This is a genomic window from Jonesia quinghaiensis DSM 15701, assembly GCF_000423205.1.
GTDB lineage: Bacteria > Actinomycetota > Actinomycetes > Actinomycetales > Cellulomonadaceae > Jonesia > Jonesia quinghaiensis.
The window spans coordinates 41798-59711 of the sequence record NZ_AUHN01000009.1; the positions used below are offsets into that span (position 1 = coordinate 41798).

A 17914-nucleotide genomic window follows, 5' to 3' on the forward strand; every position below is an offset into this window, starting at 1 on the left:
CCCACATGCGCACATGACTCGGTAGTTTTTAGTAACCGGTGTAGTTGGGAGCTTCCACAGTCATTTGAATGTCGTGAGGGTGGGACTCTTTCAAACCAGCAGCGGTGATGCGCACGAACTTCCCGCGCTCACGCAGTTCACCAATGGTGCGTGCCCCGACATAGAACATCGACTGGTGCAGGCCTCCGGTGAGTTGGTAGGCCACTGCACCTAGTGGGCCGCGGTAAGGAACTTGCCCTTCAATGCCCTCGGGGACGATTTTGTCATCAGAGGAAACATCCGCCTGGAAGTAGCGGTCTTTGGAATATGAGGTTTTTCCGCGCGAGGCCATTGCCCCCAGCGACCCCATGCCGCGGTAGTGCTTGTACTGCTTACCGTTCACAAACACCAATTCGCCTGGGGACTCATCGCACCCAGCAAGCAGGGATCCCAGCATCACTGACTCCGCGCCTGCCACCATAGCTTTAGCGATGTCACCGGAGTACTGCAAACCACCGTCAGCGATCACGGGGACACCGAACTCGTGGCATGCCCGAGCGGCCTCGTACACAGCGGTGACCTGCGGGACGCCCACTCCGGCAACCACGCGTGTGGTACAGATTGATCCTGGCCCCACACCCACTTTGACGGCGTCCACACCGGCTTGGGCGAGTGCTCGGGCACCATCGTAGGTTGCAACGTTTCCACCGATGACCTGAACATTCTTAAAGAATGGGTCTGACTTGATGCGTTGCACCATTTCCAGCAGCAACCGGGCATGGCCGTTTGCGGTGTCTGCGACCAGAACATCAACCCCAGCTTCAGCAAGTGCTGTGGCCCGTTCCCACGCGTCCCCGTAGAAACCAATAGCGGCGCCTACTCGCAGGCGCCCTTCGTCGTCTTTGGTGGCGTGGGGGTATTGCTGGGTTTTAACAAAGTCTTTGACTGTGATCAGCCCGCGCAGGCGCCCTTGGTCATCCACCAGCGGGAGCTTTTCGATGCGGTGACGGGCAAGGAGGTCAGCAGCGTCGTCTCGTGAGATTCCAACATCACCGGTGATGAGTGGCATCGGCGTCATAATGTCGCGCACCCGGGTTGTGGCGAATGCTTCGGGTTTAACAAACCGTAGGTCGCGGTTGGTGATAATACCCACGAGGGTGTTTCCGCTGTCGACGACAGGTAGGCCAGATACTCGGTATCGGCCACATAGGTGGTCGAGTTCTTCAATGGTTGCGTCTGGCCCAACGGTGACTGGGTCGGTGATCATTCCGGATTCGGAACGCTTTACGACGTCAACGTTGCGTGCTTGTTCGTCAATCGACAGGTTGCGGTGAATGATGCCAATCCCGCCTTGGCGTGCCATAGCAATCGCCATCCGGGATTCTGTGACGGTGTCCATCGCTGCTGAGATCAGCGGTATGGAAATGCGAATGTCTTTGGTCAGGCGAGTGGAAGTATCCACTTCGCTGGGAATGACATCGGTCTCGTTCGGCAAAAGCAGAACGTCGTCGTAGGTAAGGCCGAGGAAGCCGAAGGGATCATGCGATGCGTGCGACTCAGTCATATCAGAATACTACGTGCCATCGCTGTGCCCGTGACCCCCTTCGCCTAGCAATGAGACACAGGCCACCTGACTGTGTGGAGTCAGATGGCCTGTGGACGAAACGAGACAAAAGGCGTCGCGCTTATTGCACGGTGGATGCCCCGGAACTATTCCAATAGTCAGGGGCGGATGTTCGGTTTCCTGCTGCTGCCGCGACCTCGTGGAACAGTGCAGTGAAACTGCGAATACGGCTGACGTGCGGCCGTGAGATCAGTTCACCAAGGTCGATGTCTGGCCCCAAGCCCATGAAGGTTGGGAGGTCCGGGTGCGCGTCAACAAGGGTGCGCAGCACGGTGAGGTCGGGCGCTTTGTGGGTAGAGACAAACACAACGGCTGCTGGGCGCACCATCGTGACGAGTTCTGTCACACGGTGTCCGTTTTCCGGGCCAATAATGATGTGCGCATTGTGGTCTTCACCGAGCAAAGCTGCAGTAAGGACGTGCGCAGGCAGTGCCAGTGTGTCGTTGGGGGGCGCAAAAACAAGCACAATGTTTCGCAGGCGCGATGGGTGCGGCCGCGCAGTGCGTGGGTTTCGAGCTTCCAAGGACCGCGTAAATCGCCGCATCTGCGCGAGAGCCAGAGTTCCCACCAAGAGATACGGGCTTTGCCCGGGCCGGGCCAACACCGTGTGACTGTCGAGGCGGTCTAACGCTGGTCGCACAAGTTGTTTCCACCATCCGATGACATCGTCACCGGGGTTGAGTTGCAGCAGTTTTGTGCATTGCACGTCGTTGTCTTGCAGTGCCTCTTTAACAAGTTCGGTGCACCGCTCGGGGTAGCTCATTGATGAGGTGGGGTCGGGTTCAACGGGCGCAACCCGCAAACGCGAAACTTTCGCTGGCTCATTGGGGCTACCAGGGGACGACGGGCGAGGCGCTGGCGGCGGTGATTGTGAAGATACCGCGCTACTTGCATCGCTCGCAGACGACGCAACGGTTTCGACAAGGCGGGTGGGTCGGTGTCCGGCTGCATTGAGGGCTTCGTCGAGCTCATGTTCTACAGCAGCGTAGTCAAGGTCGCCGGCTGCCATGTCTTGGGCTGCTTGTGCCGCTTCACTGCCCGATGCGCCCCGTAGCACCCAGGTGCGCATCACCATGAGTCTGGCAACGTCTTGTGCGGTGTAGCGGCGGTGTGATCCGAGTGCGTGTGCCGAGGGACCTAATCCGTATCGGCGGTCCCAGGTTCGTAATGTCGACGGTGCAACTCCGAGTCGTTGGGCTACTGCCGCTACGCTCAGTGCTGGATATTGCTGTCGCGTCACCAGTCGGTTCCTCGCTCCCATGATGTCCCCTTGGCCCTGTTGCGTCTGCCTCGTCGGTCAGCCGTTGTGGGCTGTTTTGGCACCGTGGCTGCGTGTCCTGCAGCGCTGTGCGCCCCCAGCGGACGTTGTGCTCGTCGTCTCGTCAATACCGTGCGGCTGTGCTGGAACTCCATCATGCCGAAGTGAAACGCTTTTCGCACGTTGGAAACCGCGTCAAGAGCGCTTCGTCTTGCTTGAGGGGCCACGAACGTTCATCCCAAGCAGTTCACACCTTGTTCATTCAACATGGAGGGCCGTTTACGCGGAAAACACCTGCACGTGGCTTTCTCGACACCGCCCCTCGGCAGCGCGTGAAAACTTGCCGATGTGCAGCGCATACAGGGGTTTTACTGGCGAAATAGCGGGAAGTATTCGCTCAATCCTGAACAATTCTTCGCGTTTTCAGCAGAACTTCTCGTGGAAGATTCCTCCCACTCAATCAAGGGCCTTAGGTCATGCAGGCGTGACGTTGACAACCCCCTCACATGGGCACCTCTCCCCTTACTTTTGCGAGAAGCGCGGATTTACGCGGTTCTTCACGGGGAAAGTACCTAGATTCGTGAAGCGAACAACTTTTAACCCGCCGAACGGCTTTTGAATAACCTTCGAAACGATATACGTTGGTGACAACAAGAACGAACCGCCGCGTGATCCTTGCCACACAAGGGCAGCGCACTGAAGGGAGTTAATCATGACGGATGTTTCGCGTCTGCCCGGTCCAGTAATGGAACTATGGGAATGGCAGTACCAAGGAGCGTGCCGGGATGTTGAAGACACCCTGTTCTTCCACCCTGAAGGCGAGCGCGGGTCCTCCCGCCGCCGCCGTGCAGAAAAGGCCAAAGCAATCTGCGGCGCCTGCCCTGTGATGATGCAATGCCGCGAACAGTCACTCAAGGTTCGCGAGCCTTACGGAGTCTGGGGCGGCCTATCTGAGGACGAGCGCCACGCCATTGTGGCCGAGCGCGATCGTCAGGCAGAGATCGCACGTATCGCAGGCTGAGGTTCGCCGCACCGGCAGATTCCTCGCCGCAACAACAAAAAACTCGGTGGTATACGCAGTCCAGGGCGTGTACCACCGAGTTTTTCTTCGTCTGGCTGCATCACATGATGCAGCCAGACGTTACAGATGAGTGTTAGCCGACAACGGCGAGCACGTCACGAGCTGAGAGGATGAGGTACTCCTCACCGGCGTACTTGATTTCAGTTCCGCCGTACTTGGAGTAAATAACCTTGTCGCCGACGGTCACGTCAACAGGGATACGGTTACCCTTGTCGTCAATACGTCCTGGACCGACAGCGAGCACCTCACCTTCTTGAGGCTTCTCGGTAGCGGTGTCTGGGATGACGAGACCGGATGGAAGTGTGGTTTCGGCTTCAAGAGCCTTAACGACGATCCGATCCTCGAGCGGCTTGATGGAGACCGACACGCGGACCACCCTTTCGCGTTGAGTTGAGTGATGGTTTACCAAATACAATCTCCCACGCCATTGCCGTCGCGGGGGTCAATACCGTAGGTGATTGCTCCACTGTCTAATGTAGGGCGCGATTAGCACTCGGTCAAGGTGAGTGCCAATGTGAGGGCGGTTCGCTCTGCGATGAACACTCCCTTCCCTGTGCCCCACTGCCCTGCACTTCCATGTGAGGATGGAACAATGTCGCTGATCGAACACCTCATGACGCCCCGCGGAGAAGAACTCCTTGCCCTCGTGGAGCCGTACGACTCGTCCACGGTTTTAACTCTTACCGCGACACTGCGTGCGCAAGGGTGGGAACCTGAGCTGATCGCGGCCGCACTCACCCAAGCGCAGTTTCGGTGGAAGGCCGGGGAAAAATTTGGCCCCTTTGCCGCACGCATGTTGTTCACCAGAGACGGGCTTGAACAAGCGACCCGACTGCCCGTAGCCGTACACCACGCTCGGCGCTACCTCAACGCAGGCATCACCCATATTGTTGACCTCACGGCAGGCATTGGCGCAGATGCCATGGCTTTTGGGGCGCTGGGGTTGCGGGTCACTGCTTGCGACATTGACGCTGAGACAGCAACCATCGCAGCCCACAATGTTCGGCCATTCCCTGAGGTTCAGGTCATCAACGCTGACTCCCTCACCCTTGATTTTGAGACACATGGAATTGATGCCATCTACGCTGACCCTGCCCGGCGCACAGCTGGGCGCCGGGTTTTCGACCCGGCAGCCCACCTTCCCCCGTTGCCTACGGTGTGGGATCTCGCGCAACGGGTCCCGGCACTGGGGGTCAAAGTGGGGCCAGGCATCGGGCATGAGCACATCCCTGCTGGCACTGAAGCACAGTGGGTCTCCGTAGGTGGTGATGTCGTTGAAGCGAGTGTGTGGTTTGGTCCTCTCTCCCATACCCAGGGACGCACTGCGCTACTCATGGACCATGCCGGCCAGGCTGCACACACATTCCGGCGTCTTGATGATGAACGGGAAGGCGCAGACAGGGGTACTGCCTCTGGGCCCGATGTTCCGGTGATCGCTACGCCGAGTGACATAGGTAGTGTGGTGTATGAGCCAGATGGCGCCATTATTCGCGCTGGTTTAGTTCGAGACCTTGCTGCCCGCCTTGATGCCAGCCTCCTCGATCCCTCTATCGCCTACCTCACTGGTGATTCAGCCGTGGCACCCAGCGCAGATGGGGTTCGCCTCGCCAGGGCATACCGGGTGGAAGATGTTCTTCCTTACAACGTGAAAAACCTGCGCTCCTACCTCAAGGAACGTAAAGTTGGCTCAGTAGAGATCAAGAAACGCGGCATAGACATCACCCCCGAAAAACTGCGACCTCAATTGGGCTTGCGCGGCCCCCACAGTTGCACAGTTATTCTCACAAGGGTGGGGTCTGCCCGCGTGGCAATCATCGCGCAGCCCATCTAGGGAGTCACCATGGCAGCAGCACTTGAGTTTGGGCGTTCGGCGCGTTCCACAGTAGGTATCGAATGGGAACTAGCCCTGGTGGATAAGGACTCTGGCGACCTTCGACAAGTGGCCCAGACCATTCTTGACGCAGTGACACCAGAGGGCGGGGGGCAGCACCCCCACATTCGTCAGGAGTTATTGCTCAACACCGTGGAAATTGTCACCGGTGTGTGCAATACCATTGCAGAGGCAGGCAAAGACCTCACACTCTCCATTGAACAGTTGCGTGAACTCACAGACCCACTGCGCGTGGAATTCATGTGTGCCGGGACACACCCCTTTGCCCGGTGGACAAACCAAAAAGTCACCGACAAACAGCGCTACGCCACACTCATCGATCGCACTCAGTGGTGGGGACGCCAAATGCTGATCTACGGCATCCACGTCCATGTGGGGATCGAGGAGCGCCGCAAAGTGCTGCCGATTATGCGCGCCATGATGACCTACTTTGGGCACTTTCAGTCGTTGTCCGCTAGCTCACCGTTCTGGGGCGGCAAAGACACGTCATACGCCTCCAACCGGGCGCTGATGTTTCAACAACTACCAACAGCCGGGTTACCTTTTCAGTTTGACGAATGGTCTCAACTGGAAGCATACGTCGATGACATGCTCAAAGTTGGAGTGATTGACCAGTTTGATGAAGTGCGATGGGATCTGCGCCCGTCGCTGCGGTATGGAACCATCGAAACGCGGATAGCCGATGGCTCCTCAAACATCACCGAAGTTCTCGCACTAGCAGCACTCACACAGTGTTTGGTGGAGTATTTCTCCACCATGCTTGATGAGGGTAAAGAGCTCCCCACCATGCAATCGTGGTTCATTCAAGAGAACAAGTGGCGATCAGCACGGTACGGGATGGACGCGATCCTCATCCTGAACAACGCGGGCGATGAAGCACTTATCACCGATGACCTGCCCCGACTCCTCACCATGCTAGAACCCACCGCGGAGCGTCTAGGGTGCCTAGAAGAACTCCGACACATCGACACCATCATGCGCAAAGGCGCCTCCTACCAGCGTCAACGCGCTGTAGCGCGCCGTCATGGCGGGGACCTCGGGGCTGTCGTCGACCACCTTGTCCGAGAGATGCGCGCAGGAAAACCACTGTAACGTCCCACGCTGTGATGAGTGGACCGCTAGGGGGAACCGCCAACCAGCGGCCCACTCACCACACGTGATTACACGTGGGTAATCATCAGCGGCATCGAAGAATCCACTGGAAAATCAAGGGTTGATGGTGCAACGTTCGCCGCAACAAGTGACGCCCCCAACGAGGCAATCATTGCGCCATTGTCGGTGCAGTAACGAATTGGCGGAATCCGCAGCGTAATGCCCGCTTGAGCGCAGCGCTGAGCAGCCATGTCACGCAATTGGGAGTTCGCGGAGAATCCACCACCAATGACCAGCGTGTCAATGTCATGACGCTGGCAAGCGGCAATGGTTTTTGCTGTCAGCACATCAGCCACGGCATCTGCGAATGAGGCTGCAACATCGTTCAACGGAATGTCCTCACCTGCGTCATGGCGAGCTTCAACCCAGCGTGCCACCGATGTTTTCAACCCCGAAAATGAGAAGTCATAGAGATGCTTCTCTTTGTCCCGGCCCCCCGTTAAAGCACGCGGGAAGCGGATCGCATGGGGGTTTCCCTCACGCGCAAGCCGGTCGATGTGTGGCCCACCTGGGTAAGGCAAATCCAGCAATCGGCCCACCTTGTCAAAGGCTTCTCCTGCCGCGTCATCGAGAGTGGACCCCAACTCGCGAACTGAGGTGGCAATATCCTCCACCATCAGCAGGGAGGAGTGCCCCCCAGACACCACCAGGGCCATAAACCTCTCAGGGAAAGCCCCATGTACTAGCTGGTCAACCGCTGCGTGCCCCACAACGTGGTTCACCCCATACAGCGGCTTGTTGATTGCCACTGCGAGCGCTTTCGCAGCCGATGCGCCGATGGTGAGCGGCCCAACGAGCCCTGGTCCGGCCGTTACTGCCACCGCGTCGACGTCGGTGAGGTCCACGTTGGCTTCAGTCAGTGCCCGGCGGATGGTGGGGATCATCGCTTCGAGGTGGGCTCGGGAGGCGACTTCTGGGATGATGCCGCCAAACCGTGCGTGTTCGTCCATGGAACTTGCGACTGCGTCAAACAGCAGGTCGTGGCCTCGGACAAGGGCGACGCCAGTTTCGTCGCAGGACGTCTCGATGCCAAGGATCAGGGGCTGTGACATGCTCGGGGTACCTCGCTGGTGAGTTGTGGGAGTGTCAACGCGTCGCGGCGTTGGGGATGTTACGGTTCGGCGTGCTCGCCGGTTTCTGCGGGTCGGGTGTGGTCTTGTGACCACTGTGACCAGGAGCCGGGGTATAGGGCTGCTTCGATCCCCAAGGATGCCAGTACCGCAATGGCGTGTGATGCGGTGACCCCTGAGCCGCAGTACACGGCAACGGGTTGGTCAGATGTTGCTACGAGGCCTTCGGAGTCATCTTCCGCTTGGTCAGGGTCTAAGACACCGGTGTCAGCAAGAATGTCGATGAGTTCAACCGATGGCAGGATTTGCCCGTCGGAGTTCAGGAAGTGAGCGGTTGGGGTGTTGAGCGCCCCAGGGATGTGGCCTGGGCGTGGGTCAATAGGTTCGTGGGTTCCTGCGTAGCGTTCTGGTGCCCGTGCGTCAAGGAGGATGCCGTGTTCGGGGAACCCTTCCGCTTCGTCCATGGTGATGGTGGGCAAGTGACCTGCGGTGAGGTCAATGTCAGTTGGGGTGGTGGTTTCGTTTCCTGATGCTACGGGCCCTCCCGCACTCACCCAGGCGGGGAGCCCACCGTCGAGGATGCGCACATCTGTGATCCCTGCCCAGCGCAGTAGCCACCAGGCCCGTGCTGCACTGAGCCCACCTACTGCGTCATACACGACAACGGTGTGATCGTGGGTGATCCCCCAGCAGCGCACAGAGTCGGTGAGTGCGTGGAGGGATGGGAGGGGGTGCCGCCCGGCTTCTGGGCTTGCTGGGGCTGCGAGTTGGGTGTCGAGGTCCGCGAAGAGCGCACCCGGAATGTGTTGCTCTTCGTAGTCGTTGCGGCCACTGGTGTTGCCCAGTTGCCAGCGGACATCAAGGATGCGAAGTGTTGTGGGTTGAGTTTCCACGGCGGTACGTAGGTCATCGGCGGTGATGAAGACGTGGCTGCGTTGGCTGTCTTGCGGTGCTTGGGCGTGACTCACTCGTGGTCCTCCTGCGGAAGTGCCTCGTGCCCAATGGGCCCAGGCGATGGGGTGGGGGTGGTCAAGATTTTTCGCATGACATAGGCGTCAATGTCACCTGGTTGGTAGTAGCGGCGGCGTGTGGAGATGCGTTCGAAACCGTGGCGTTCGTACAGGGAGATGGCTGCGGCGTTGTTTACCGCAACTTCCAACAAGATTGCGCCAGCATGTACTTGGCGCGCACGGTTAATGAGTGCGTCGAGGAGCATGGTTCCCAGCGATAGGCGCTGGTATTGAGGAGACACCCCGATGGTCATTATTTGGGAAACGTCACCGTCGAACCATGAACCGGCGTACCCAATGACGGTGTCACCGCCTGCCTCATCTTTCACGTCGAGGTCAGCAACGATGTACCACCTACCTAGGGCACCAAGCTCGTCGGCGAGCATGCCGTACGACCACGCAGATGACCCAAAGAGTTGCCCCTCTAACTCAACAATGCGGTCAAGGTCTCGGCTCGTCATGGGGCGCAACCGGACCGGTCCGCGTGGCGTGATGATGGGATCTACTGTCAGGCTCATGCTGTTGCTCGCTTACGGGCGGCAGGTACTTGCGCATCTGGGCGGCGCAGGTATAGCGGGGTTGCGGGGAGGTCTTCTCCTCGCGCCAAAGCAGCACACGCCAACTGGGCGAGCACGGTCGTGGAAGGGACACTCGGGGCTTCGCTATCGATGGCGTCGGCGGGCATGTCGTCACGGTACAGGTCCGCTCCGCGGCCAATGATGACGCACTGTTCAAGCAGACCACTTTGTGCAAGGTCTTGAGGTCGCATCACACCGGGGCCATCAAGTGTCACAAGGTGCGGCAACCCCCCTGGGGCTTCAGGCGTAGTTTCCCCAACCTGGTAGTGGCCGTAGTACACCTCTTTGCGGCGAGCATCGGACAGCACCATAACGCGCGTGCCTGGCTTATACCCACGCTCATAGGCGGCCTGAGCAGCTATCGCATCGAGGGAACACACTCCAACCGTTGTCGCTCCTACACCAAAAGCGAACGCCTGCGCAGTCACCAAACCCACCCGCAAACCCGTGAAAGGGGCTGGTCCACGACCCGCAACGACGGTAGTAATGTCACTGGGAAGGCACCGTGCACGGTCAAGAGTCCTCACAATAAGAGGAGTCAGTTCCTCAGCGTGGCGGCGTTCTTGAGGGACGTGAGCAGAGCTAAGCTCCACACCTGAATCAGTCAGGACGGACACACTGACCGCAGCTGAGGTATCAACACTGAGGATGGCCATGTCGGCTAGTTCTCCTTTGTCTCACGGTGCGATGGAGTCAACGACCCAAGGTCAATACCTGCCCACCGGTCTCCGTGCGCGGTAAGCGTGATTGCGCGTTCGCCGCCTTCGGCACCGTCAAGGTCAGTTGTGTTGGCGTCAATACCGCCATGGGGGCGGGTTAGAACAATGTCAAGACGATCAGTGGCTAGCCCATCAACGAGCCCTGAACCCCACTCCACCACGGTCACGCATTCGTCAAGTGAGGTGTCCAAATCAAGAGCGTCCACCTCTTCTAGCGACCCCAACCGGTAAGCGTCAACGTGGACGAGCCCTGGCCCGTCCCCCAACGGTGGATGTTCGCGCGCAATGATGAAGGTCGGTGAGGCAACCGAGCCACGCACACCCAATCCACGACCTATGCCTTTGGTCATGGTGGTTTTTCCAGCTCCGAGGTCACCAGTCAATACGATGAGGTCGCCGGCACGCAGATGCGTGGCGAGTGCTTCACCGAACTGCTGCGTGGCCTGAGGGTCAGGCAGGGCGCATGTGAAAGTCTGCTGTGAGGTCACGACACCTATTATCCACCCGCCGCCCACCGGCGACGAACCAGCGGCACCAGAGCGCTACTCGGGCACCCGGTGGGGGCGGCGGGACACCGCAGGATAAACGGGGTGGCACTAGGTGAGGTAGATCCTTGGGACTCGGTCAGCGAGGCGGGTGGTGATCTCGTATGAGATTGTTCCGGCAGCATCTGCCCAGTCCTGCGCCCCTGGCACCCCTGCACTGGGGTCGCCAAAGAGAACAGCACGGTCACCTTCAACAACAGGTAAGTCACCAATGTCCACAACAACTTGGTCCATACAGACCCGCCCAGCAATGGCAAGGCGTTTACCGCCGAGAGCAATTGGGCCCCCTGGTTCATTGTGCGCGCCCGATGCGTGCCGTGGGATGCCATCAGCGTACCCCACGGGCAGAACAGCTAGGCGGGTGTCACGCTGGGTGAGGTAGTGATGAGCGTAGGAGACGCCGTGCCCTGCTGGGAGGTCCTTCACGGTGGCGACGTCAGCTTCCAACGTCATTGCGGGTCGCAGATCAAAGTCCTGTGGGCCCCCTAGGTGAGGAACTGGGGACAGACCATACACCGCGAGTCCTGGCCGCACGAGATCATAGGTGGCTGCAGGGTTTGTCAGTGTCGCAGCGGAGTTGGCGAGGTGCCGCACCTCAAGGTGGGCGCCTTCACGCTCAAACAGGGCGATGGCCTGATCAAACACATGGGCTTGCGCCACAACGGTGGGGTGGTCAGGTTCATCTGCAAAAGCAAAATGGGACCACACCCCGGTGATGCTCACGAGCCCGGCCCGTTGGGCATCAAGAAGCGGATCCAGGATCTCACCCACATGGTCAAGGGTCGCCCCATTGCGGCCAAGTCCGGTATCAACCTTGACGTGCACCCGCGCTTGCACACCCGTGTCACGTGCTGCTGCAATCACCTGGTGCGCCGCCCACGGTGCAGCGACAGACACATCGATGTCCGCAGCGAGAAGTTCCGCAAAGGGAACACCTGGAGCATACAACCAGGTGAGAATACGCCCCGGAACCCCTGCAGAACGTAACGCTAACGCTTCAGATGCTTGGGCCACCCCCAACCAGGTGGCGCCGCCCTGCAAGGCTGCCCGTGCGCTGGGAACTAGCCCGTGACCATAGGCGTTTGCTTTGACCACAGCCATCACCTGAGCCTGAGGGTGATGGGACCGAACCCTACTGGTCATCGACGCGACGTTGTGCGAAATTGCTGGTAAGTCAATAATGGCGCGGGCAGGGTACAGGGCGGGAAACTGGCTGGGCTGGCTCACTCCCCCATTCTTACACTTGGTTCGTGCCAGCAGTGTGCAGAGTCTGGGCAGAACCTAGTAGTGATCTGGAGGAGCGACCTCCACAAGAAGATCAGCCCGGCGAACCGACTGATTGATGAGTTCTGCGTTGACCTCGTCCGATCCCAGTGCCCACGCTCTGGCCGCCACAGGTTCTTTACCGTAAGCGGTATGGCGGGCGATGAGCCGTTCTTGGCGTACTTCTTGCGGCAGACAGAGCGCCCAGGTTGCATCGAGAATATCTCGAACATGTGCCCATGGCTCTTCGTCAAGAAGGAGATAATTGCCCTCCACAATAACGACCTGTGTTGTGGGAGGTATGCACAAATCAGCCGCGAATGACTCCTCAAGATCCCGGTGGAACACCGGAGCATAAACGGGATGCGTTGCGCCATGAACCCGGCGAAGTAACGCCACAAACCCATGAGCATCAAACGTCGCAGGCGCCCCCTTCACTGACGTGAGACCTAAGGCCGCCAACTGGGATTGCGCAAGATGAAACCCATCCATCGGGAACACCACAGCACTATGGCCCTGCTGGGACAGGGACTGGGCAAGAGCCGCAGCGACAGTCGATTTACCCGCCCCCGGCGCTCCACAGACACCGATCATCACCCGGTGATGCCCCTGCCGCATACGCACTGCAAGCAGGTCACCGGCCACCTGGCTCAAGGCATCAATGAGTTCCGGTTCCGATACCGCCAACACGCGTGGAGAGACGGTGTGGTGAGGTGCACTGTGGTCCATGGGGTCTCACAAGGTTTGAGGGTCACAACGGGGAAGGTGGTGCGCAAAGCACCGCCATAGCGTGCGGGATCGCATCAACGAGATCGCTAGCTATCAACGCTCGCCCACCACCAGTGAGTGCCGCACACTGGTGTAAAAACACCGCAACAGCAGCGGCTTGCGTCACCGACACTGACACCCCCACGTCGCGTTCAGATTCAGCGCGAGCAAGCATCGCCGTCACCACGCCTGCCAACACATCACCAGAACCAGCAGTTGCCAACCGCGACACCACACCGCCCATCCGTGGTTGCACAAATGTGTGCTGCGGGCCTGCAATAACCGGGGTGGGCCCCTTCAACACGACAACTGCCCCCGTCAACGCTTGGGCACGGCGCGCATAAGCCAAAGGGCGGTCCTCAACATCAACCCGCTGGGTCGGCTCACCCCACGCAGTCAACAAGTCAGCTAACTCACCAGCATGAGGGGTAAGAACCACGTGATCACTGACCCCCATGTGGGCGTCAAGCACCGCGAGCGCGCCTGCATCAAGCACCACAGGGACCTCACGGTCCGCTACCGCTCGGAGCACCGCCTCACGCACATCGTCCTGTGGAGTTTGCCCAGAGCCGATCAGGCGAGCTTGAACCCGCCCACCGTCAGTTACTGCCTCAGGCAACGCCTGATGAACTAAAGAACCCACCGCACTGTCTCCCACGTAACGCACCATGCCGATTCCGCAGGCTGCGGCAGCGCGAGACGCTAAGACACCCGCACCGGGGTATTGGGGGGATCCGGCATCGATGCTCACCACACCGCGGGTGTACTTATGGCTCTGAGCAGCTGGCAGGCCAACAAATTGGTGGAAATCACCGTGCCGGAAATCTCGCAACTCCACGCATTGCACGTCGCTGTCGCTGGTGGTTAGCCCTAGGTCAATGACATCAACGTCTCCAGCGAACAACGCACCTGGTGCAACAAGAAGCCCTGTTTTAGCAACACCACACGTCAGGGTGAGGTCTGCGGGGAACGTATGGTCTGGTTCGAGAACTTCTCCAGTTGAGGCGTTCACACCGGAGGGAACATCAACGGCAATGAACTGTGGGCGGGGCGCAGAGTTGGCAACCCTGTGGTTTAACTCAGCAAAAATGTGGCGGGCCGGGCCACGCACTGCCCCACTGGACCCAATGCCCAACACGCCATCAACAACAGCATCAGCCTGGGAGATTGTGCGGGTAATCCGGTGGTGCCAGGCTGCTGTGGCCTCACGTGTTACGTCTTGGTCCCACGGCACCACGCGTGCTGGTGACCTGCGTAAGGCAGCTAACCCGGCAGTGTGCACCTGGGGAGATAGGAGAACGGCGGTGACCTCGAGTGGGGTTTTTGCTAGGTGGGCGGCAGCGAAAAGTGCATCCCCGCCATTGTTCCCTGGTCCCACAAGCACCACGATGCGCGCCCCAGCGAGCATGCCTCGCTGTAACCGCACCTGCTGCGTCACTCGCGTTGCGATCGCGAATGCCGCGTGGCCCATGAGGGGAACACCTGCCTCAAGAAGAGGACGTTCTGCGGCACGCACCTGGTCTGCTGTGAACGCTTCTCTCATGTCCCCATTGTGCCTGTCCCACCGGTACCGTGCGACCGCGCGAGACACCAGCGCTAGGCTGGTGAGATGGACTTCGGATTGTTTATTCCCCAAGGGTGGCGACAAGACCTCACCGGCATTCCCACCGCCAAACACTGGCCGCTGATGAAAGAACTCGCTCAACGAGCCGATCGTGGCAGTGCTTTTTCGTCGATTTGGGTGTACGACCACATGCATACGGTTCCTGAGCCGGTCCATGAGGCAACCCACGAAGCGTGGTCGTTGATGAGCGGTTTTGCGGCTGTGACTGACCGTGTGGCTCTTGGGCAAATGTGTACCTGCATGGCTTACCGCAACCCCGCGCACCTCGCCAAAGTTGCCACCACCACGGACATCATTTCTGGCGGTCGAGTACAGATGGGAATTGGTGCGGGGTGGTACGAGCACGAATGGCGCGCCTACGGGTATGGGTTCCCCGGGGCGGGCGAGCGGTTAGCGGCTCTCGACGAGGGTGTGCAGATCATGCGAGACCTGTTCAGCACTGGCACTGCAACCTTCACTGGCAAGCACTACCAGGTTGATGGCGCATTGAACTATCCCCTGCCGACAGGGAAAATCCCGTTGTGGATTGCTGGTGGCGGAGAAAAGAAAACACTGAAAATCGCAGCGAAGTACGCCGACTACACAAACTTTGATGGCAATGGTGAAGAGTTCAGCCGCAAAAGTGCGATCCTCGCCGAGCACTGCAAGCAGGTTGGCCGCGACTTTGGATCAATAACGCGTAGCGCCAACTACAACGTTGTCATCGGAGAAACAGCCAAAGAAGTTCAGGATCGTCTGGACTGGTACCGGGCACACCTGGCGACCACTGTTTCCCAGAAGGCTGCTGATGACCAGGCCGATGCATTGGCGCGCGGACCACTTGTGGGCACACCTGAACTCATTGTTGAGCGCCTACAGGATATGCAACAGCGCGGTATGACGTATGCGATCACGTATTTTGCTGAGGCAGCATATGACACCAGCGGTCTTGAGATGTTTGAAACACAGGTTGTGCCGCACTTGAAGTAATCGCACCGCCATCCCCAACATACGCCTGTGGGCGGTACCCGTTATTGCCACGGGTACCGCCCACAGTGTTACGACGCCGCATTCATCTGCACGGCACTATGTTGTATCCAGTTTTACGCTTCGGCAACCACCATGGCGGTTGCTATTGGCCCGTCATGTGACAGCGACACGTGGAACACTCGGACCCCTTGTTCGGCTGCGACAGCCGCAACCGTTCCCGTTGTTTCCACAACTGGGCGGCTGCCTGGGGTTCGCGGGATCACAGCGTCATGCCATGCCATCCCACCCGGAGAACCCAGAGCTTTAGCGATCGCTTCTTTTGCAGCGAATCGCGCGGCCAAGGACTCCACGGGCATGTCCCGTTCTTGGGGAGCGAAAAGTTTCTCCACAAGCCGCGGGGTACGTTGCACAGTTGCTCGAAACCGTTCAACATCAACAACGTCGATGCCCACTCCGATGATCACTGGCGTTTCACTTACTCAACCGTGACGGACTTCGCGAGGTTACGCGGCTGGTCGACGTCCAACCCCTTGGCACGGGCAAGTTCTGCAGCAAATATTTGCAACGGAACGATCGTCAGCAACGGTGACAGCAACGTGGGGCACTGCGGAACCCAGAACACCTCATCAGCGAACGGGGTCACTGCCTCATCGCCATCTTCAGCAATGACCAACGTGCGGGCACCGCGAGCGCGGATTTCTTGGATGTTGGAAATGACCTTGGAGTGCAGGGAGTTGCGACCTCGTGGTGAAGGAACAATGACAAATACTGGTTGTCCTGGTTCAATCAACGCAATAGGGCCGTGCTTGAGCTCGCCGGCAGCGAAACCTTCAGCGTGGATGTACGCGATTTCCTTGAGTTTCAGGGCACCTTCCAACGCAATGGGGTAACCCACGTGGCGGCCAAGGAACAGCACTGAGGAGGTATCAACCATCCACCGGGCAATTTCACGGACTCGTTCACCACGGTCCAGGACTTCTTGGATTTTCTGCGGCATGGCGCGCAGTTCCTCAAGCACTGTGTGGATTTCGTCGCGGAACATGTTGCCACGTAGTTGTGCAAAGTACAGACCAAGCAGGTATGCGGCCGTAATTTGAGAGACAAACGCTTTTGTCGATGCCACAGCAACTTCTGGGCCAGCGTGAGTGTAGATCACGGCATCAGACTCACGGGGAATGGTCGAACCGTGAGTGTTCACGATCGAAATGACCTTGGCGCCCTGTTCCTGTGCGTGACGCACAGCCATGAGGGTGTCCATGGTTTCCCCCGACTGTGACATCGCGACCACAAGGGTGCGAGCACTGACGATGGGATCCCGGTAGCGGAACTCGTGTGCTAGTTCAATTTCCACCGGAATACGGCACCAGTGTTCGATGGCGTACTTCGCGACGTGCCCCGCGTATGCGGCTGTACCGCAGGCAACAACGATGATTTTGTCGATAGAGCGAAGAACAGATTCATCGATGCGTGCGTCATCAAGGATGAGGTCGCCGCTTTCGTTGGTGCGACCAAGCAGCGTGTCAGCGACGGCTTGCGGCTGATCTGCGATTTCCTTCGCCATGAATGACCAGAAGCCACCCTTTTCAGCGGCTGAAGCATCCCAGTCAACGGTGAAGTGCTTAGGCTGAACAACTTGGCCGTCAAAGTCAGTCACAACAACAGCATTAGGGGTGATTGTTGCGATCTGGTCCTGACCTAGTTCCAGCGCCTCACGGGTGTGAGCGATAAACGCGGCAACATCGGAGCCCAAGAAGTTCTCGCCATCACCCAAACCCACAACAAGCGGAGAGTCGTGGCGAGCCCCCACGACGGTGTCAGGTGCGTCAGCGTGAACCGCCAACAGCGTGAACGTTCCCTCAAGTCGCTGGGCAACAGCGCGCATCGCCGCAGTGAGGTCACCGGTGATCTCATACTGCTGGGCGATCAGGTGCGCAGCGACCTCAGTGTCAGTTTCAGACACAAACTCAACACCCATGTCCAACAGTTCGTGGCGCAGGGAGAAGAAGTTCTCAATAATGCCGTTGTGAATGACAGCGAGCTTGCCGCCCAACGCGAGGTGCGGGTGCGCATTCACATCGCTAGGGGCACCGTGCGTAGCCCAACGGGTGTGCCCGATAGAAGCCGTTGCGTGCGGCAACGGTGAGGCTTCCAACTCGTTGCGAAGGTTAACCAGCTTCCCAGCCTTCTTCGCGCTGTGCACGGTATCAACACCAGGTGCAACCAAGGCGACCCCTGCTGAGTCGTAACCGCGGTACTCCAGACGTCCCAATCCCTCAAGGGCAACATCCAACGGACGGGTCGATGGGGTGGCTGACCCAACGTAGCCGACAATTCCACACATCTTTGCGATGTCCTCCCTCAGGCACGGTACGCACCTGGCGAT

Annotated in this window: 17 protein-coding genes; 4 read left to right on the top strand and 13 right to left on the bottom strand. The window is 58.9% G+C overall.

All coding sequences use genetic code 11. From position 1 onward, the window contains the following. Positions 1-28 precede the first annotated feature (28 nt). Together guaB and G538_RS18320 are read right to left on the bottom strand one after the other, a co-directional pair. The gene (gene guaB, locus G538_RS0107945; protein ID WP_029068903.1) at positions 29-1543 is read right to left on the bottom strand and encodes an IMP dehydrogenase; all 1515 of its coding nucleotides are present in this window, start codon (positions 1541-1543) and stop codon (positions 29-31) included. Positions 1544-1664: 121 nt separating this feature from the next. Then, complete coding sequence (locus G538_RS18320) at positions 1665-2843, bottom strand: MerR family transcriptional regulator (protein ID WP_051196762.1); 1179 nt, start codon at positions 2841-2843, stop codon at positions 1665-1667. A 730-nt stretch (positions 2844-3573) separates the two neighbouring features. Here G538_RS18320 and G538_RS0107955 point away from each other — a divergent pair. Continuing rightward, a complete protein-coding gene (locus G538_RS0107955) occupies positions 3574-3882 on the top strand; it encodes a WhiB family transcriptional regulator (protein WP_029068904.1) in 309 nt (102 codons plus the stop codon). Positions 3883-4015: 133 nt separating this feature from the next. Here the strand turns inward: G538_RS0107955 and groES are convergent, their stop codons facing one another. Beyond that, on the bottom strand, positions 4016-4309 hold the full coding sequence (groES, locus tag G538_RS0107960) for a co-chaperone GroES (RefSeq protein ID WP_029068905.1): 294 nt from the start codon (positions 4307-4309) through the stop codon (positions 4016-4018). 225 nt (positions 4310-4534) lie between these two features. Here groES and G538_RS0107965 point away from each other — a divergent pair, with 225 nt between their 5' ends. Together G538_RS0107965 and G538_RS0107970 are read left to right on the top strand one after the other, a co-directional pair. Continuing rightward, a complete protein-coding gene (locus G538_RS0107965; protein WP_029068906.1) occupies positions 4535-5773 on the top strand; it encodes a class I SAM-dependent methyltransferase in 1239 nt (412 codons plus the stop codon). A 9-nt stretch (positions 5774-5782) separates the two neighbouring features. Then, positions 5783-6925, top strand: coding sequence for a glutamate--cysteine ligase (locus G538_RS0107970; RefSeq protein ID WP_029068907.1), 1143 nt, complete (start codon positions 5783-5785; stop codon positions 6923-6925). A 68-nt stretch (positions 6926-6993) separates the two neighbouring features. Here the strand turns inward: G538_RS0107970 and tsaD are convergent, their stop codons facing one another. The 8 genes from tsaD to G538_RS15785 form a co-directional block, all read right to left on the bottom strand. Beyond that, positions 6994-8037 carry a tRNA (adenosine(37)-N6)-threonylcarbamoyltransferase complex transferase subunit TsaD gene (gene tsaD / locus G538_RS0107975; RefSeq protein ID WP_029068908.1) on the bottom strand — a complete coding sequence of 348 codons (1044 nt, stop codon included), beginning with the start codon at positions 8035-8037 and terminating at the stop codon, positions 6994-6996. Between the two features lie 59 nt (positions 8038-8096). After that, positions 8097-9023 carry a sulfurtransferase gene (locus G538_RS0107980; protein WP_211218597.1) on the bottom strand — a complete coding sequence of 309 codons (927 nt, stop codon included), beginning with the start codon at positions 9021-9023 and terminating at the stop codon, positions 8097-8099. Continuing rightward, a complete protein-coding gene (gene rimI, locus G538_RS15780) occupies positions 9020-9583 on the bottom strand; it encodes a ribosomal protein S18-alanine N-acetyltransferase (RefSeq protein WP_029068910.1) in 564 nt (187 codons plus the stop codon). The genes G538_RS0107980 and rimI overlap by 4 nt, the downstream gene beginning before the upstream one ends. Beyond that, the gene (gene tsaB, locus G538_RS0107990; RefSeq protein ID WP_029068911.1) at positions 9580-10299 is read right to left on the bottom strand and encodes a tRNA (adenosine(37)-N6)-threonylcarbamoyltransferase complex dimerization subunit type 1 TsaB; all 720 of its coding nucleotides are present in this window, start codon (positions 10297-10299) and stop codon (positions 9580-9582) included. The genes rimI and tsaB overlap by 4 nt, the downstream gene beginning before the upstream one ends. Before the next feature lie 5 nt (positions 10300-10304). Further along, positions 10305-10850 carry a tRNA (adenosine(37)-N6)-threonylcarbamoyltransferase complex ATPase subunit type 1 TsaE gene (tsaE, locus tag G538_RS0107995; protein WP_029068912.1) on the bottom strand — a complete coding sequence of 182 codons (546 nt, stop codon included), beginning with the start codon at positions 10848-10850 and terminating at the stop codon, positions 10305-10307. Between the two features lie 108 nt (positions 10851-10958). After that, on the bottom strand, positions 10959-12134 hold the full coding sequence (gene alr / locus G538_RS0108000) for an alanine racemase (RefSeq protein ID WP_029068913.1): 1176 nt from the start codon (positions 12132-12134) through the stop codon (positions 10959-10961). Between the two features lie 54 nt (positions 12135-12188). Beyond that, positions 12189-12899 (bottom strand): nucleoside/nucleotide kinase family protein, encoded by a 711-nt coding sequence (locus G538_RS0108005; RefSeq protein WP_084618233.1) that lies wholly within the window; start codon positions 12897-12899, stop codon positions 12189-12191. 22 nt (positions 12900-12921) lie between these two features. Next, on the bottom strand, positions 12922-14481 hold the full coding sequence (locus G538_RS15785) for a bifunctional ADP-dependent NAD(P)H-hydrate dehydratase/NAD(P)H-hydrate epimerase (protein ID WP_035833859.1): 1560 nt from the start codon (positions 14479-14481) through the stop codon (positions 12922-12924). 66 nt (positions 14482-14547) lie between these two features. Between G538_RS15785 and G538_RS0108015 the strand changes: the two genes are divergently transcribed. Beyond that, positions 14548-15531: a TIGR03560 family F420-dependent LLM class oxidoreductase gene (locus G538_RS0108015; protein WP_029068915.1), complete on the top strand. Its 984-nt coding sequence runs from the start codon at positions 14548-14550 to the stop codon at positions 15529-15531. A 113-nt stretch (positions 15532-15644) separates the two neighbouring features. Here the strand turns inward: G538_RS0108015 and G538_RS0108020 are convergent, their stop codons facing one another. Both G538_RS0108020 and glmS read right to left on the bottom strand, forming a co-directional pair. Further along, entirely contained in the window at positions 15645-15995 is a 351-nt protein-coding gene (locus tag G538_RS0108020) for a holo-ACP synthase (RefSeq protein WP_029068916.1), read from the bottom strand. An 11-nt stretch (positions 15996-16006) separates the two neighbouring features. Further along, positions 16007-17872: a glutamine--fructose-6-phosphate transaminase (isomerizing) gene (gene glmS, locus G538_RS0108025; RefSeq protein ID WP_029068917.1), complete on the bottom strand. Its 1866-nt coding sequence runs from the start codon at positions 17870-17872 to the stop codon at positions 16007-16009. Positions 17873-17914: the final 42 nt, after the last annotated feature.

What these genes read in the sequence shown, in the direction of transcription:
- guaB (WP_029068903.1), bottom strand. Translation starts at nt 1,543, where the DNA reads ATGACTGAGTCGCACGCATCGCATGATCCCTTCGGCTTCCTCGGCCTT.
- G538_RS0107955 (WP_029068904.1), top strand. Translation starts at nt 3,574, where the DNA reads ATGACGGATGTTTCGCGTCTGCCCGGTCCAGTAATGGAACTATGGGAA.
- G538_RS0107965 (WP_029068906.1), top strand. Translation starts at nt 4,535, where the DNA reads ATGTCGCTGATCGAACACCTCATGACGCCCCGCGGAGAAGAACTCCTT.
- G538_RS0107970 (WP_029068907.1), top strand. Translation starts at nt 5,783, where the DNA reads ATGGCAGCAGCACTTGAGTTTGGGCGTTCGGCGCGTTCCACAGTAGGT.
- tsaD (WP_029068908.1), bottom strand. Translation starts at nt 8,037, where the DNA reads ATGTCACAGCCCCTGATCCTTGGCATCGAGACGTCCTGCGACGAAACT.
- rimI (WP_029068910.1), bottom strand. Translation starts at nt 9,583, where the DNA reads ATGAGCCTGACAGTAGATCCCATCATCACGCCACGCGGACCGGTCCGG.
- tsaB (WP_029068911.1), bottom strand. Translation starts at nt 10,299, where the DNA reads ATGGCCATCCTCAGTGTTGATACCTCAGCTGCGGTCAGTGTGTCCGTC.
- G538_RS0108005 (WP_084618233.1), bottom strand. Translation starts at nt 12,899, where the DNA reads ATGGACCACAGTGCACCTCACCACACCGTCTCTCCACGCGTGTTGGCG.
- G538_RS15785 (WP_035833859.1), bottom strand. Translation starts at nt 14,481, where the DNA reads ATGAGAGAAGCGTTCACAGCAGACCAGGTGCGTGCCGCAGAACGTCCT.
- G538_RS0108015 (WP_029068915.1), top strand. Translation starts at nt 14,548, where the DNA reads ATGGACTTCGGATTGTTTATTCCCCAAGGGTGGCGACAAGACCTCACC.
- glmS (WP_029068917.1), bottom strand. Translation starts at nt 17,872, where the DNA reads ATGTGTGGAATTGTCGGCTACGTTGGGTCAGCCACCCCATCGACCCGT.